At 62.3% G+C, this 15352-nt stretch carries 18 protein-coding genes; 9 read left to right on the top strand and 9 right to left on the bottom strand.

Features of this window, described 5'->3' with window-relative positions:
• The first annotated feature begins 1 nt into the window (after window position 1).
• Window positions 2-454: a phage holin family protein gene (locus H8S62_RS03415; protein WP_341481007.1), complete on the top strand. Its 453-nt coding sequence runs from the start codon at window positions 2-4 to the stop codon at window positions 452-454.
• A 245-nt stretch (window positions 455-699) separates the two neighbouring features.
• Here H8S62_RS03415 and H8S62_RS03410 read toward each other — a convergent pair whose 3' ends face one another.
• Window positions 700-909: a hypothetical protein gene (locus H8S62_RS03410; protein WP_186918456.1), complete on the bottom strand. Its 210-nt coding sequence runs from the start codon at window positions 907-909 to the stop codon at window positions 700-702.
• A 177-nt stretch (window positions 910-1086) separates the two neighbouring features.
• On the bottom strand, window positions 1087-1323 hold the full coding sequence (locus tag H8S62_RS03405; protein ID WP_186918455.1) for a hypothetical protein: 237 nt from the start codon (window positions 1321-1323) through the stop codon (window positions 1087-1089).
• Between the two features lie 222 nt (window positions 1324-1545).
• On the opposite strand from H8S62_RS03405, the gene H8S62_RS03400 reads away from it, so the two are divergent.
• The gene (locus tag H8S62_RS03400; RefSeq protein ID WP_207723444.1) at window positions 1546-1749 is read left to right on the top strand and encodes a helix-turn-helix domain-containing protein; all 204 of its coding nucleotides are present in this window, start codon (window positions 1546-1548) and stop codon (window positions 1747-1749) included.
• A gap of 392 nt (window positions 1750-2141) precedes the next feature.
• Here the strand turns inward: H8S62_RS03400 and H8S62_RS03395 are convergent, their stop codons facing one another.
• Window positions 2142-2732: a hypothetical protein gene (locus H8S62_RS03395; RefSeq protein WP_155149356.1), complete on the bottom strand. Its 591-nt coding sequence runs from the start codon at window positions 2730-2732 to the stop codon at window positions 2142-2144.
• 117 nt (window positions 2733-2849) lie between these two features.
• On the opposite strand from H8S62_RS03395, the gene H8S62_RS03390 reads away from it, so the two are divergent.
• Window positions 2850-3119 carry a GNAT family N-acetyltransferase gene (locus H8S62_RS03390; protein ID WP_155149357.1) on the top strand — a complete coding sequence of 90 codons (270 nt, stop codon included), beginning with the start codon at window positions 2850-2852 and terminating at the stop codon, window positions 3117-3119.
• A gap of 17 nt (window positions 3120-3136) precedes the next feature.
• Here H8S62_RS03390 and H8S62_RS03385 read toward each other — a convergent pair whose 3' ends face one another.
• A complete protein-coding gene (locus tag H8S62_RS03385; protein ID WP_186918453.1) occupies window positions 3137-4402 on the bottom strand; it encodes a DNA polymerase Y family protein in 1266 nt (421 codons plus the stop codon).
• A gap of 167 nt (window positions 4403-4569) precedes the next feature.
• Between H8S62_RS03385 and H8S62_RS03380 the strand changes: the two genes are divergently transcribed.
• From H8S62_RS03380 to H8S62_RS03365, 4 genes are all read left to right on the top strand, one after another.
• Window positions 4570-5136 carry an SOS response-associated peptidase gene (locus H8S62_RS03380; protein WP_186918452.1) on the top strand — a complete coding sequence of 189 codons (567 nt, stop codon included), beginning with the start codon at window positions 4570-4572 and terminating at the stop codon, window positions 5134-5136.
• A gap of 108 nt (window positions 5137-5244) precedes the next feature.
• A complete protein-coding gene (locus H8S62_RS03375; RefSeq protein ID WP_186918451.1) occupies window positions 5245-5739 on the top strand; it encodes a pyridoxamine 5'-phosphate oxidase family protein in 495 nt (164 codons plus the stop codon).
• Window positions 5740-5826: 87 nt separating this feature from the next.
• Window positions 5827-6630 carry a MerR family transcriptional regulator gene (locus H8S62_RS03370; RefSeq protein WP_186918450.1) on the top strand — a complete coding sequence of 268 codons (804 nt, stop codon included), beginning with the start codon at window positions 5827-5829 and terminating at the stop codon, window positions 6628-6630.
• Window positions 6631-6770: 140 nt separating this feature from the next.
• Window positions 6771-7181, top strand: coding sequence for a cell division protein SepF (locus tag H8S62_RS03365; protein ID WP_173023457.1), 411 nt, complete (start codon window positions 6771-6773; stop codon window positions 7179-7181).
• Window positions 7182-7243: 62 nt separating this feature from the next.
• Here the strand turns inward: H8S62_RS03365 and H8S62_RS03360 are convergent, their stop codons facing one another.
• Complete coding sequence (locus H8S62_RS03360; protein ID WP_186918449.1) at window positions 7244-8785, bottom strand: S41 family peptidase; 1542 nt, start codon at window positions 8783-8785, stop codon at window positions 7244-7246.
• 17 nt (window positions 8786-8802) lie between these two features.
• On the bottom strand, window positions 8803-9933 hold the full coding sequence (locus H8S62_RS03355; protein ID WP_186918448.1) for a DUF3048 domain-containing protein: 1131 nt from the start codon (window positions 9931-9933) through the stop codon (window positions 8803-8805).
• Window positions 9934-10216: 283 nt separating this feature from the next.
• Here H8S62_RS03355 and H8S62_RS03350 point away from each other — a divergent pair, with 283 nt between their 5' ends.
• On the top strand, window positions 10217-10708 hold the full coding sequence (locus H8S62_RS03350) for a DUF2284 domain-containing protein (RefSeq protein ID WP_155149531.1): 492 nt from the start codon (window positions 10217-10219) through the stop codon (window positions 10706-10708).
• 643 nt (window positions 10709-11351) lie between these two features.
• On the opposite strand, the gene H8S62_RS03345 is transcribed toward H8S62_RS03350, so the two are convergent.
• The 3 genes from H8S62_RS03345 to H8S62_RS03335 all read right to left on the bottom strand — a co-directional run bounded on the left by H8S62_RS03345 (window position 11352) and on the right by H8S62_RS03335 (window position 14854).
• Window positions 11352-12545: a coenzyme F420-0:L-glutamate ligase gene (locus H8S62_RS03345; RefSeq protein ID WP_186918447.1), complete on the bottom strand. Its 1194-nt coding sequence runs from the start codon at window positions 12543-12545 to the stop codon at window positions 11352-11354.
• Between the two features lie 177 nt (window positions 12546-12722).
• Complete coding sequence (locus H8S62_RS03340) at window positions 12723-14000, bottom strand: adenylosuccinate synthase (RefSeq protein ID WP_186918446.1); 1278 nt, start codon at window positions 13998-14000, stop codon at window positions 12723-12725.
• 131 nt (window positions 14001-14131) lie between these two features.
• Window positions 14132-14854: a DUF3298 and DUF4163 domain-containing protein gene (locus H8S62_RS03335; protein ID WP_186918445.1), complete on the bottom strand. Its 723-nt coding sequence runs from the start codon at window positions 14852-14854 to the stop codon at window positions 14132-14134.
• A gap of 148 nt (window positions 14855-15002) precedes the next feature.
• On the opposite strand from H8S62_RS03335, the gene H8S62_RS03330 reads away from it, so the two are divergent.
• Entirely contained in the window at window positions 15003-15278 is a 276-nt protein-coding gene (locus H8S62_RS03330; protein ID WP_155149379.1) for an acylphosphatase, read from the top strand.
• Window positions 15279-15352 lie beyond the last annotated feature (74 nt).

Below are 15352 nucleotides of genomic sequence, written 5' to 3'. Positions count from 1 at the left end.
CGTGGAGACCGTTGTCAACATTAAGGATATGGTGCTGGTGACACTTGCCGCAATTGGCAGCGTCCTTGCAAACCTGTTTGGAGGCTGGGACGTGACGCTGCAGGTACTTATCGGATGTATGGCCGTGGACTACGCCACCGGCTGGGTGGTGGCGGCCGTGTTCAAAAAATCCCCCAAGAGCGAGGGCGGAGCGCTGGAGAGCCGGGCCGGGTTTAAGGGGCTGGTGAGAAAGGTGGGCATCCTGGCCCTGGTGCTGGTGGCCGTTTGGCTGGACAAGCTGCTGGGGGCCGCATACGTGCGTGTGGCGGTGTGCCTGTTCTTCATCGCCAACGAGGGACTGAGCATCCTGGAGAACCTGGGCCTGATGGGGGTCCCCCTGCCGCCCTTCCTCAAAAACATGCTGGAAGCCATGAAGGAGAAGAGCGGCAACGGCAAGGCTGAGGGCAAGACATAAAGAGAGCTGGAGACCCGGATCACTCCGGGTCTCCAGCTCTCTTTATTCGTCGTTAGGTTTATCGGTATCGGCTGCATCCTTTTTGCGCTCAACTTTGCGCCGAAGTAGGTGCGTTGTTGTTCCGCAAGGCGCTGCTTCACTTCCGGGGGAAGGGTCTCACATCGGTGTCCGCCGGGATGAGAACGCGCCCATTCTTTTGCCGCTCCAATCTGAGGAGGTTTCGGACTGCACCCAACAGTCTATCATCAGGCGGGTCTGTCCTCGTTCAGCTCATGCAGTCTCTTGCTCACGCCCAGGAGCTGCGCGAGGTCCCACAGCTCATTGATGGCGGCGATATGTAAGTCCCTGATGCTGTACCGCCCAAAGGGGTGCGGGCCGGGGCTGTCCTTGATGGCCTCGCACTCCTTCAGCTCCTCGTAGATCACCAGGGCTACGTGTTCACGGGTAAGTTTCATTGCTCCTCCTTGTTGTGGGAGGCTAGGCTGTGTTATAATGGCCTTGCCTCTGGTGGTTGGTTGTTCTTCTGCTGGCGGCTCGCCTCGGGCAGCTCCGTCAAGCTGGCCGGGGCACTTTTATTCGATAAACAAAACAGACGGCAGCGGATATCCGGCACCGTCTGTCAAGCTATGTAGTTACTGCCCGGACGCGGGCTTGGAAAAAGGAATTTTCAGGAGGAAACCCGCATTGTCTGCCCACTCAGCTACCTTGTTCACACCCTCACGGGTTTCTGTTGCGTACTCCTTTAGTTCTGCTACGTCATCCTTTAGCTCCGTTACGTCATCCTTCAGTTCCGTTACGTCCTCTTTTATGCTAGAAATATCCTTTTGCATAGATGCAAGCATTTCTAAAATCTTCTCTTCGTTTGTCATGCGTATCACCTCGTGTTGTTATTATACGGTGCCGGATATTCGGTTGTCAAGGTGCCGTTGTCATTGGGTTTCCCCTCCTGACAATTATATTATAACACTAGCTTTAGTACATATCAATGCATGTTATGTACAAACTTTAGTGTATAATTCTGCGTAAGATTACACTAGAAATAGTACATATATTTTGATATAGTATCAATAGAAGGATGTGATATTGTGCCAATGAGGTATGATAAGCTGTTTACAATGTTAGAGGCAAAAAAAATGACGATGTACACTCTACGCCGGGATAAAGTAGTGGGTGTGGCTACATTGGAGAAGATGCGCAAAGGGGAGGGGCATGTGGATACCCGCTCCTTGGAAAGCCTTTGCGAGTATCTACAGTGCCAGCCCGGCGATATTATGGAGTATGTGCCAGAAAAATAAGAGCAGCCCGGGGTCATGCCCTGGGCTGCTCTTCCTATAAGACGTTATATCTTCCTCGCGGCACGAATCGAAAATCTTCTTGGTGTGAATGCACACGGCCTCACGGATACAGGCATTATCCTGCACGGGGCCTGGCATGACCTTTTCAGGCATTGCAATACCTCCCAAAAGAGTAGTAAAGGGTTTTCGTGGGAAGGGCTCGACACCCCTCATGCCATTCTATGAAGGAGGCGGGGTTTGGTGCGGGGAGGGTCTGCACGGCGGCGCTTCAGCGCATATCATAGAGGCCGGAAAAGAGAAAAGCCCCCACAAAACGGGACCGGGAGCGGGAAATGACAGTGAACAGGGCGGCTTTCATTATTATCATATGCCCGGGCGCTCCCTCCACGGTATTATCGTATCCGGATGGCCAGCGGCCAGCCGGGCGCGGCATAGAAGAGGGCGGCGGGGTACTTCAGCTCGTTTGCCACCGACGTAAACAGATAGGCCGTGGCGACGGAAAGCTCGTACTCATAGACAGGCCGGAGCGGGTCGGCGTGCCAGCCGTCCGTATCGATGGGGCCCCGGTAGCCGGGGAGCCAGACGCCTTTTTTCACAGACACGATTTCCCGCTTCCAGTAGACGCGCTCCTCCACCGGCTTGCGCCGTATCATGACCTCCGAGCAGCGGGATTCAAAGCAGCGGGCGGGATCGGCCACAAAGAGCATCTGCGCGGGCGGGAACATGGCCTGCATGACGTCGTAAAGCCGCCGCCGGTAGTCCTGCAGATCAAAGGAGGAGGCATACTGGCGCAAGAAACCCTCGGAGCTGATCTCCGGCAGTGCGGGGAGCGTCCTGTCGGGCCTCCTGCCCCACTCATAGAGCTCACGGGCCAACTGCTCAAGGCGCTCCACGATGGGCGCCCCGTCCTTTGTCTGCCGGGGTCTGCTCTGCGGGGCGGGAGATCTGGTGGCGGGAAGCCGCTGTATTTTTATTTCCTTCACGACAAAGCGTCCTTTCTGCATGGGCTGACCACTATACTACCATAATATAGACGGATATGCTATCATAGGGACATAAATTTGGCGCGGAAAACCGCAGCCACAGGGAGGAGCGGCAAAATGGAGTTTCATCACGAGACAGGGCGGGTCTATGTACTGGGGGAAGACGGCAGCGTGCTTGCGCAGGTCACGTTCCCCGAGGCGGCCGGCAGGGCGGACATCAACCATACCTTTGTGGACCCTTCGCTGAGGGGGCAGGGCGTGGCGGGCCGCCTGATGGAGGAGGCCGTGAGCCGGCTCCGCGCGGAGGGCCGGAAGGCCCGTGCCACCTGCTCCTATGCGGTGAAGTGGTTCGGGGAGCACCCGGAGCACGCTGACCTTCTGAAATAAGGGGCGCCCGGGGCCTGTCAATGGCTCCGGGCGCTCTCGGCCATGGTGCCGAGGAAGCCGATGGGATGCACGATGTTGGTCCCCTTCGCGTCCAGGTCCAGGGCCGGATCGGTGAGCATGATGCACCGGCGGAGACTCCCGTAGCCGTATTTGCCGCGGATGCGGTCCACGGCCTCCTCCAGGTCGGTGCGCCTGAGCCGCCTCGCCTCCTCCGGCAGAAACGAGAGCTGGGGCGCCTCGTCCGCCAGGGAGAGGCCGAGGGCGCGCACGGACAGGCTGCGCACCGCGTACCGGGGGCGGTTGCCTGCAAACAGGGCGAAGGCGGCCTGGAAGAGGCTGGTGGAGTCGCAGGCCGGGCGCAGGAGCTGCGCCTGCCGCTCGTACCACAGCAGGCCGGTGTCCCGGATGCCGATTTGGACGGCGCTGCACATGCTGCGCTGCTCCCGGAGCCGGGCGGCGACGCTGTCGCACAGGGCGTACAGCGTGATTTTAACGTCGTCGTCGCTCTCCAGGTCCCGCGGGGCGGTGGTGCTGTTGCCGATGGTCTTGACCGGCGGGACGGCATAATAGGGGGCGACCCCGGCGCCGTCCTGCCCGTTGGCGAACTGCCAGAGCATCACGCCGACCTTGCCCAGGAGCGTGTGGAGAAACTCCAGGCTGGACTGCGCAAGCTGGCCGATGGTGTATACCCCGTACCTGCTCAGCTTGCGGGTGGTGGCCGGACCGACGTAGAGCAGGTCGGAGACCGGCAGCGCCCACACCACGGAGCGGTAATTCTCCTGTGTGATGAGGGTGGTGGCGTCGGGCTTCCGATAGTCGCTGCCCAGCTTGGCGAAGACCTTGTTGAAGGACACCCCCACCGAAGCGGTAAGGCCCAGCTCCCGCCGAATCCGGGCGCGGATGTCGTCCGCGATGGCCTTGCCCGGTCCGAAGAGCCCGGCGCTGCCGCCCACGTCCAGCCAGCACTCGTCCAGCCCGAAGGGCTCCACGCGGTCGGTATAGGAGATATAGATGTCCCTGACCGCCGCGGAGAGCTCCAGGTAGCGGTCGTAGCGGGGCGGGACGACCACGAGGTCCCGGCACCGCTCACGGGCCTGCCAGACGGCCTGCCCGGTCTTCACGCCGCACCGCTTGGCCTCCTGGGACTTGGCCAGGACAATGCCGTGCCGCGCCGCGGGGTCGCCGCAGACCGCCACAGGCCTGCCGCGCAGCTCCGGGTTGTCCCGGCACTCCGCTGAGGCATAAAAATTGTTGAGATCCGAGTGCAGGATGACCCGCTCCATAAGTACACCACCAAACAAATGTTCTGGTAAGAGTATATGGCGCAGGCGGGTAAAATATCTACGAGTAAGTATTGGTAAGTTGCCGGAGGACGCGGCATACTGAAGTCAGTCCTCAAAGGGCGCGGCGGCGCTTTGACCGGACAAAATCTAAGGCAGAGGTGATTTTTATGTGCGGACGCTATCAGCTGGACCCGGCGGAGAGCGCGGAAATTGAGCGGATTGTGCGGCAGGTCCAGGACCGTGTGAAGACGGGGGAAATCTTCCCCACCAACGCCGTGCCCGTGCTGGCCGGATTTGCCGGCGGGCTGGCGCCCCGGCCCATGGTGTGGGGCTACCCCCGGTTCGGGGACAAGCCGGGCAGTATTATCAACGCCCGGAGCGAGACGGCGGGGGAGCGGCCCATGTTCCGCAAATCGCTGGCGGAGCGGCGCTGCGTTGTGCCGACCACGGGTTTTTTCGAGTGGGGAGCGGACGGGGAGGGGAAAAAGCGGAAGTACCGCTTCAATCTGCCGGGGGACAGGGCCCTCTATCTGGCCGGGCTGTGGAATGACTTCGCCGGGCAGGAGAAATGCGTCATACTCACCACCGCGGCAAATGGGAGCATGGACGGCGTCCACGACCGTATGCCGGTAGTGCTCACGCGGGCGGAGGCGGAGCCCTGGGTCAGGGACGCCGGCTTTGCCTCCGGGGTGGTGCGGCGCGTTCCGCCCGCGCTGGTCCATATCCGGGCGTAGGGAGGGCCCGGCTCCGCCGCGTCGGGAGTGCGTTTCCCGCGCAAGGGGCTTGCGTCCGCCGCCCGGATGACTTATGATAGAGTCCATAACGGCGGAGGAGGACTGGATATGAGACGCAGAGAGCGGGAAAAGACGCGGGAATTCGCCCTTTCCATCATTGACAAATCGGCCCATATGGTGCTGGCCGTGACGGGGGAGGACGGCGCGCCCTACTGTGTGCCCCTCTCTCCCGTGCGGTGGGACGACCATATTTACTTCCACTGCGCCCTGGAGGGCCGTAAGCTGGACGCCATGCGGGGTGAGCCCCGGGTGTGCATGACCTTTGTGGGGGACGCGCAGGTGCCCGCAGGGCGCTTTACCACCTACTACGAGTCCGCCGTGGCCTTCGGCCGGGCCAGCGAGGTGACGGAGGAGGGGGAGATGGTGGAGGCCCTGCGCCGCCTGTGCCTCAAGTACTGCCCGGAGGATATGGAGCTTTTCGGGCGGGAGGTCCGGCGCAGCCTGCCCCGGACCGGCATTTGGAAGCTCAGCCTGGACGAGGTGACGGGAAAGAGCAATTTCCCGGCGCGGGGGGAACGGGCGGCGCGGGCGACCGTGGAATAAAAGAAGCACTTTTTTGAAAATTCCCCTTGACTCTCATGCTGCACGAGGGTCTATTCTGGTCTCACCAGGCGGAAAGGACGTGGAACTATGCACAGGATAGGGGCATTCTCACAGCTGTCAAAGGTGACGGTGGCCGCGCTGCGGTACTACGACGAGGTGGGGCTGCTCAAGCCCGCCCGGGTGGACCCGGACACCGGCTACCGGCTCTACACCACGGCGCAGCTCGTGCCCCTCCAGCGCATCGTCGCCCTGCGCCAGGCCGGATTGTCCATCGACGAGGTCTCCGCCGTCCTGTCCGGACAGGACGGCGCCGCCGTTCTGGAGCGGCGGCGGGAGGAGATGCGGTGGGAAATCACGCTGGCCCGGGGCCGTCTCGCCCGCCTGGAATCTATTTTACGCCAGGAGGATATTTTCATGGAGTATCAGGCCGTTATCAGGGACATTCCCAGCTGTATCGTGTTCTACAAGGAGGGGGTCATCCCCAGCTACGCCAGCCTGAGCGAGTTCGTCACCCAGGCCGGCGCGGAGTGCGCCGCCGCCAATCCCACCCTCAAATGCGCGCAGCCCGACTACAGCTTCGTCTCCTACGTGGACCACGAGTACAAGGAGAAGGACGTGGGGCTGATGTACGCCCAGGCGGTCACCTCCGTGGGCAGGGAGACCGACGCCATCAAGTTCAAGACCATGCCCGCCGTCCAGGCGGTGTGCGTCTACCACAGGGGCAGCTACGAGAAACTGGGCGAGGCCTATGCCTTCGCCATGAACTGGCTGGAGCAGAACGGCTACCGGTGCGTTGATACGGCCCGCGAGTGCTATATCGACGGCTGCTGGAACAAGGAGGACCCGGCGGAATACCTGACGGAGCTTCAGTTCCCGGTGAAGCATATCTAGGGTGTATCTGAAAAGAAGCGGCCCGGGACGTGGAATTTGCCGAAATTCCCCGTCCCGGGCTGTTTTTTACCAAAATACTCTTGTAAAGCGGAACCACTTTCGCTATAATGAAAAGACCAAGAGCGGCAGGAGGGATGGAAATGGGACTCTGGACCAAGCTGAAAGACCTGGTTTTGGGCGAGCCGATTGAGGATGAATATGACGCCCTCACCGGCGGGCCGGAGGGTGAGGAGGCCCGTTCGCCTTCTCCCCCAGTCTACTCCGGCGCGGGCAAGGTGGTGCTGGTGCGCCCGGACCGCTATGTGGAGGCGGGCAGAATTGCCGACTACCTCTGCGAGGGGTACACCGTCCTGCTGGACCTGGAGGAGGTCCCTCCGGAGGCCAACCGCCGGATCGTGGACTTCCTCAGCGGCTCGGCCTACGCCCGGGACGGGCGGATGCTGCAGGTAGCCTGTAAGGCGTATCTCCTTGCGCCATCCGGCGTGGACATTCTGGACGGCGAGACCGAGGCGCCGGACGACTGGGAGTACGACCGGGCGTTCGGCTTTTGAAAACAAGCAGAGAGCGGCCCCCCGCCGGCACTGCCGGCGGGGGGCCGCTTTTAAACCCCTCCTTATTCCTGCTGCAGTTCATAGTGGCTTATCAGGGCCTCCACCCGCGCGAGGCTGTCGCCGCCCACCCAGAGGTCGGGGTGGAAGCCCACGGTCTCGTCAAAGGTCTCGCCGTCGTAATAGAGGTAGAGGGAGACGCTGAGCTGGACCCGGATGCCGGAATGGGGCAGCACCGTTAAAACGCCGGGATCTCCCAGGAGGGCGCCCTTGGTATTGGTGCCCACAAAGATCGTATTCTCCCGGCCGTGGAGGGCCGCGGCCAGGTGCTCGGCGCAGGACATGGACGCCGAATCGGTGAGGACGAAGAGCAGGCCGCCGCCTTCCGCCCGCTCCACCGCCTCGGACTGGTGCAGGGTGGAGTAATTGCCCCTGCGCCGATAGTCTGTCATAAATTTATCATGGTACTGCTCCGGCGTGCCGAGATAATTTAAAAAGGGCAGCCGCCGCGGCGTGTCGTGGGCCTTGATGTAGGATGTGGCCCTGGTGGAGAGGAACACGCCGATATCGCCGCAGAAGGGGGCCAGGCCGCCGCAGCCGTAGGCGTAGAGCCACGCGGAAGCCGTGCTCAGCATTCCGCCGCCGTTGCCCCGCAGGTCCAGAATGGCCAGCGGCTCCTCCGCCAGAGGCGCGCCGGTCGCGATAAACGGATTTCTGATGTCCGCGTCGGTGAAATCCCGCATGGTGACTGTGGGAACGCCGTCCCAGGAGGCGGAGAAGGCGGGCGTGCGTTCATAGCCCGTGTAGGGCTGGGCCTCGGCTAGGGTGAGGTTCAGCTCACCGTCCTCCAGGGTATATACCGCCTCCACCGCCGGATCGCCGGAGGGCGCCAGGGTGCCGGGGTACCATACAAGCCGCCCCCCGGGCGAGATGGAGGGGACGATCCAGTGCTCCAGGTCTGTGCCGCCGTTAACGGCGGTCAGCCGGACGGGAAGGACCCCGTCGATCACATACCCGCCCGCGCCATCGGGCAGGAAGGCGGCCTCCTCGCTGTAGTAGAGGCGTTGACGCGGTGTGAAGGGCCGGCCGTTCAGGGAGGAGTGGCCGTCGGTAATGAAAGAGAGGCGGGTGAAGAGAATCTCCTCCAGCCGCCCGGCTGTAATAAACCGCTGTCCCGCCAAATCCTTTTCCACGGCGGCGCGGGCCGCGTCGAAGGCCTTACGGCCCCCGTAGTACTCGTACAGGGCGAAGCAGTAGCGGAAGAGCCGGAACAGCAAGTCCACGTCCCGGTCGGCCTCTTCGGCGGTGAGGGTGGTGCGGGCGCTGTAAAGCGCGTCATACTGTACCAGGGCGGCCAGCTCCTCCTCCGTAAAGCCCGCCGCCTTCAGGTCGCCTCCGGAGAATTCGCATAGATAGGGGGAGAGGTCCTCCACCAGGTGGCGGTCCACCATGTCGGCGTGCCGGGCGTTGGAATCGGTCAGCACGTCCTCAAAGGAGGGGAGGGGGACCGGAGCGGGGCTGGGCGTAGGTGTGAGAACCGGGCCGGCGGTGCCGCAGGCGGAGAGCAGGAGCAGAAGGCAGAGCATCAGGCCGGTCAGCCGTCTCATGGCGCACCTCGCAATCGTTACTCAAAGGCAATCTCGGCGTCGGTGGGGACGATGTTCACATAGGTCTTCCCCCGGCCGAAGACGATGGGATTGCCGTCCAAATCGGTATAGTGGAACTGGCCGCCGGGCCGCTCCTTGGACCAGAGGATGTCGATGACCTTTCCGCCGCAGGCGAAGTACCCGGTGCCGGTGCCGTCCAGGTCCACCTTGATATGCCCGTAGGAGTCTCCGGTGTTCTGGTGGCCGGTCCTGACCACCACCACGTTGGTGACGCCCACCTGCTCGCCGGTGCTGCCGTCCTTGTAGGGCTTGCCGTACTCCTCAATCATGTAGAGCCCGGTCCCGGCGTCGTAGGTGAATTTCCCGGTCTTGTAGTTGGAGAAGGGGACGGTGATGACCCCGGCGGCCGCCCCGCCCGCAGGGGTGCCGTCCTCGGCGAAGGCCATCTCGTAGACAAAGCCGTCCTCATGCTCCGTGCGGAAGGAGGCGTTGGCGAAGACCTCCTGAATCTTCTCCCCGGTGGTGACCACGCTGTGGACCGATCCGTTGTTCTTCTTGCGGGCCGGGTCCCGCCACATGAGATTCCCCTCCACGGAGTTGCTCATATAGGGGCCGCGGACGCCGTCCAGGCTGGTGACGCCCCAGGCCTTGATTTTGCCGTAGGCGTCCTCGTATTTGGGCTCGTCGCTGCCGCCGGCGTGGATAAAGACCGCGTCGTGGGCCAGGGCCAGCTCCAGGTAGTAGGTGCGGGCGGAGCGGATGGAGCCCACCATCCCCACGCCGTCCAGGGACTGGTAGACCCCCATCATCCGGGTGATGCCGCCCTCCTCCAGGGCCTCGTAGATGATGTCCGCCTGGCTCTGGCCCAGCTGGGGCTGGGCCTCCTTCAGGTTGTTGAGCATAATGGCCACCGGCCGCCTGCCCACCCACTCCTCGCCCATGGGCAGGCCGGTGAGGGGGTTGAGCGGGCCGGTGTACTCCGGCTCGGGCTCTGATGTGGGCGTCGGCGTGGGGGAGGGGGCCTCGGTTCTGGGCGGCAGTCTGGGCAGCTCCGGCGGGGCGGGCGTCACATCGGCGGTCTTGCCGCCGCAGGCGGAGAGGACCAGCAGCAGCGCCAGGCAGTAGGAGAGAAGCCGTTTCTTTTTCATGAGGAGATGCCCCCGTTCGTCGCATTTCGTTCTTACCATCATAACCCGGCGGGCCGGAATCTGTCAAGGCGGGACGAAACGAGCTTCTGTGGCGCTCAGCGTGGTCAAGCTGTGCATGCGGGGCTGAAATCATGCAACGTCAGCCCTCTGAAAATGGGGCCGTTCAGGCGATTGCATTTGCACATGAACTCTCTTATAATTACATTAAAAAGGCGTATTGGATTGACCCGGTACGCCTCGGGCGGAAAAGACGCGCTGAAAATACGGCAGGAGTGGTGTTGTGATGCAAAAATACTTCAACCTTTTACAAGAGGGCGGCGCGGATTTGGCAGTCAGGATTGACGCAAAAACAATCGTGACAGCGGCTTGGACGGTTTATCGCTGCAAGTTTGGCTGCAATACATATGGAAAAAATCATTGTTGCCCGCCATATTCACCGACATGGAAAGAAACGCGGGAAATGATTGACTGCTTTGAATATGGCATACTGTTCAGATGCCACGAAATGAGTCTGATAACGCCTCTGGCCGTTAAAGCCGCACGGGAGTTATTTTTGGACGACTATTACAAGGTAATCGCTTTTGGAAGCGGTCCATGCGAAAAATGCAAGAAGTGCGGTCAGGACTCCTGCAATTTTCCTGATAAAACAGTACCAGCGATGGAAGCTTGTGGTATAGACGTTTTTGCCACGGTAAGAAATAATGGACTTGAAATCCATACGCTCAGAGAAAAAGGGGAAATTCAAAATCATTTTGGTCTTATTCTCGTCGAATAATCTGTTGCTTTGTTGAGTTGGCTTAATGCGCCTTGTGCCGATAAGGCGCAGCATACGAATATATGGGGAGGCCGCCCGAACGGGCGGCCTTTTATATTACCGGATACAGGTTCGGATTTAACACCAGGTTTTTTCCCAGACCGCGCTGAACGTGAGAGAACCCGGGGCGGCTCCTGCTGCGGAAAAGTGCTGATACTCGGTCTGCCCGGCCCCGCTCGGCCGAAAGATGCAAACCGGGGCAGCCGCCAGCTTCAGGCGGCTGCCCCGTAAACGGAACGCTATTCGTCGTCCTGATTGCGGTTACTGCGCCTGTACCGAATGAAGTACACGACAGCCCCCGCACCGAATGCGAGCACATAGCAGCCCTGCAATACCGGCAGAGCATATAAGTGACAATGCTCCAAATCACAGCGGCCGTGGCAAACAGTATGGATGAAACAAGGTATGCCTTTGCCCTCTTCACGGCAGGTCCCGTTACGGTGCTTGCCGCCGGTTTGAAACCCATTCAGGGAGGTCCGCGGAGGGCCTCCCCCGGGGCTGCCGTTTATCGCCCGGTCCGCTCCGCTTTTCCGGCCGCCCTGATAAGCCCGTCCGGATGTACAAAAAATGAGCGGCGGCCCCGGGGCCGCCGCTCATTTCAGGTTTACTCCGTGGTGTAGTTGTCGAAATACCCCTGGATATAGACAATGGGGGTGCCCTTGTCGCCGGAGCCGGAGGTCAGGTCGCACAGGGAACCGATGAGGTCGGTGAGCCGCCGGGGCGTGGTGCCCTGGGCGGCCATATTGCCCACCAGGCTGCCGTCCTTCTTCTTGATCTGCTCCTTGATGGCGTCCCGCAGGGCCTCGCCGGTCAGGGCGGCGAAGTCGTTGTCAGCCAGGTACTTGAGCTTGAGTTCATTGGGGGTGCCCTCCAGGCCGGGGGTGTAGGCGGGGGAGACCACTGGATCGGCCAGCTCCCAGATCTTGCCCACCGGGTCCTTGAACGCGCCGTCGCCGTAGACCATGACCTCCACATGCCTGCCGGTCTTCTCCAGCATTTTGGCCTGGATGGCGTCCACCAGGGGCTGGGGGTCCCGGGGGAAGAGCTTCACGGTCTCCTCCGTGGCCTTGTTGGAGCCCAGCAGGCCGTACTTCTCGTTGCAGCCGCCCGCGCTGCCGGGGGTGGTCATGATGTCGTCCAGGGTGCAGACGACCTCGGCCCCGGCGGCCTTCAGCAGGCGCTTGGTCCGCGCGCGGGTGTGAATGTCGCAGGCGAGGACGTTCTTGGCATAGGGCAGGACGGCGCGGGGGTCGTTGGCGAAGAGGACCTCCACCTCGGCCCCGCACTCCCGGATGAGGTTCTCGTAGTACTCCACGTAGTCCACGCCGGTAAAGGGGTGCTTCTCATAGCCGAAGAGCTCCCGGTAGCGCGCCAGGGTCAGCACGTCCCTGTAGGGGTCCACGCCCTTCCCGTCCACCGCGTCCACGCTGACAAGGTGGTTGCCCACCTCGTCGGAGGGGTAGGAGAGCATCAGAACCACCTTCCTGCAGCCCTTGGCAATGCCCCGCAGGCAGATGGCGAAGCGGTTGCGGGAGAGGATGGGGAAAATGACGCCCACGGTGCCGCCGCCCAGCTTGGCGCGCACGTCGGCGGCGATGTCGTCCACGCTGGCGTAGTTGCCCTGGGCGCGGGCCACAATGGCCTCGGTAATGGCGATGACGTCCCGGTCCTGAACGGCGAAGCCCGCGTCGGCGGAGGCGTCCAGAACGGATTTGGTGACGATCTCCACCAAGTCGTCCCCAGCGCGGATAATGGGCGCACGGATACCTCTCGAAACTGTTCCGACCATCCGGCTCATAGTTAACACTCCTAATTTTTGGAATAAATCAGCGCGGAACATTTCCGCGACAAATTATTATACAATATATAATGTCGAATGTAAAACAAAAATTTTGAGAAACCGGGTAAATTTTACGGGACGAAACCGGCGCCGAAATCATGCCCGGGCGCCGCCGGCGCCCGGGCATTGAGAGGCTTATTTCCGCCGGATAATCTCGTGGCGCCTGGGGCCGGTGGAGACGGTCCCCACACGCACGCCCAGCAGGCGCTCAATGAACTCCACATAGTCCCGGGCCTCCCGGGGCAGCTGATCAAACTCGGTGACGCCCCGCACGTCGCATTTCCAGCCGGGCAGAGTCTCATAGACCGGCCTGGCCCGCTCCAGCAGGGGGGCCACGGGGAAGGCGTCGGTGACGGCCCCGTCAATCTCGTAGCCGGTGCAGACCTTAATCTCGTCCAGGTAGCCCAGGCAGTCGATGGCGGTGAGGACCACCTCGGTGGCCCCCTGGACCATGCAGCCGTACCTGGTGGCCACGGCGTCGAACCAGCCCACCCTTCTGGCCCGCCCGGTGGTGGCGCCGAACTCGCCTGCGTCGCCGCCCCGGCGGCGCAGCTCGTCCGCCTCGTCCCCGAACAGCTCGGAGACAAAGGCGCCCGCGCCCACGGCGGAGGAGTAGGCCTTGGTCACGCACACCACGTCGGTGATGGCGGTGGGGGGCACGGCGGCGCCCACGGCGCCGAAGCCCGCCAGGGTGTGGGAGGAGGTGGTGAAGGGGTAGATGCCCAGGTCCGGGTCCTTCATGGAGCCGAGCTGGCCCTCCAGCAGAATCCTCCTGTCCTCCCGGATGGCCCGGTGGACAAAGCTCATGGCGTCCCCCACGTAGGGGGCGATCATCTCCCGGTAGCCCATCAGGGTCTCAAAGAGCGCCCCGGGGTCCAGGGGGGGCTTGTGGTAGAGATGCTCGAAGAGCACGTTCTTGATGACGCAGACATGCTCCAGCCGGGCCATGAGCCGCGCCTCGTCGAAGAGATCGCAGACCTGGACGCCCATTTTGGCGTACTTGTCGGCGTAGAAGGGGGCGATGCCCGACTTGGTGGAGCCGAAGGCCGCGCCCGCCAGCCGCTCCTCCTCGCAGACGTCCTGCAGCACGTGGTAGGGCATCAGCACCTGGGTGCGCTGGTCCACGATGATGCGGGGGGCGGGCACGCCGCCGTCGGCGAGGGTCTTCAGCTCGTCGACGAGCTTGGGCACATCCAGCGCCACGCCGTTTCCGATGATGTTGGTGGTGTGCGGGTAAAATACCCCGGAGGGGAGCTGGTGCAGGGCGAATTTGCCGTAGCCGCAGATGATGGTGTGGCCCGCGTTGGCCCCGCCCTGAAAGCGGATGACCACGTCGGACTCCTCCGCCAGCAGGTCGGTGATCTTGCCCTTGCCCTCGTCGCCCCAGTTGGCCCCGACGATCGCTTTTACCATGGTGGTTCCTCCTTCCGCAGGGATTCGCACTGGCAGGCGGACCGCCTCCCTTGGCCTTTTCCCACGGAACGCCGATATTATATAGTATCATGCCCACCGTTGCAAGAAAGAATTTTCCATTTAAAGTATTTTTATTGCTTTTTTTGGTCGGACGACTGCTCCGGCGGCTCCTCTTTGGGCAGTTCGGGGGGAAGGGGCCACGGGATGGTAAACGCGGGCATCCCCTCCACGTAGGGGGCCAGGGTGTAGAGGGGGTAAAATACCGTCACGCCCTCCTGCGTCAGATAGAACCGCCCGGGGTCGAACTCGGTCTCGGCCTTCTTCTCCCAGTCGTCGAAGTAGACAGACTCCCCGGTGGCGAGCCGGGCGGCGATCTGGGTCCGCACCGCCTCCAGCACCTGCCGCCGCCAGCGGCTCCTGGGCGGGAAGAAGGAGCTCAGGGAGCGGGGCGAGCCGTCCGTGAGGTCCCAGGCGTCGGCGCAGCGCACCGTCATGCCGTGGGCTCCGCCGGTATACTCATAGGCGTCCGAGAAGAGGCTCAGCAGGCCGTTTTCATTGTAGGTGACGGTGTAAACCAACTGCGCCTGCCAGGGCTGGAAGGGGCGGGAATTCTCCCGGGCCTCGGCCAGGGCGGCACAGGCCCGGGCGTAGAGCGCCGCCTCCCACCGGGCCTTCCACTGGTCGGCAAAGCGCTGGTAATAACGGCTGATGCGCCGCAGGGCCGCGTTTTCGTCGGGCAGCCTGGGCCAGCGCAGGTCCAGGGTGAGCACCGGCTCCTCCTCGCACTTGAGTACATGCTTCCACTGGCCGGAATCCACGTTCGCCGGCCCGGCGGGCTTTTTACCGCGTTTCATAGGGCGGACCTCCTTTTTTCTCTCATAGGTCAGTCTATGCGCCGGACGGGGATTTGACAGGGCTTCGGCGGCGTGGTAGAGTGAAATTGAAGAAAAACGGGAGAGCGGCGGCGCTCAGGCCGCCGCCGGGGTGATTGGAGGAATTTCCATGGTCCGCAAGAGGATTGTGGCGGCCGGCCTGGTCCAGTGCGTGGGCTTCCGCTGGTTCGCCGGCCAGAACGCCGCCCGCCTGGGCCTGACGGGCTGGGTCTGCAACCGGGAGGACGGCACGGTGGAGATGGAGGTCCAGGGCGCGGCGGAGGCGGTGGACGCCTTCATCGGCGCGGCCGCCCGCGGTCCCCGCTATGCCGAGGTGACCCATATCGAGGTGGAGGGCAGAAAACCGGACCCGGACGAGCGGTCTTTCCATGTGCGGGGGGCATAGGCGGCGTGTAAAATCGGGAGAAAAGCGGCAAAACAGGTTTACTTTCATACTTCACAGTGTTAGAATATCAGCGA

Origin of the sequence: Lawsonibacter faecis (genome assembly GCF_014287675.1) — a bacterium.
GTDB classification, from domain to species: domain Bacteria; phylum Bacillota; class Clostridia; order Oscillospirales; family Oscillospiraceae; genus Pseudoflavonifractor; species Pseudoflavonifractor faecis.
The sequence above is the reverse complement of the archived record's forward strand: the minus strand, read 5'-3'. Positions and strand labels throughout refer to the sequence as shown.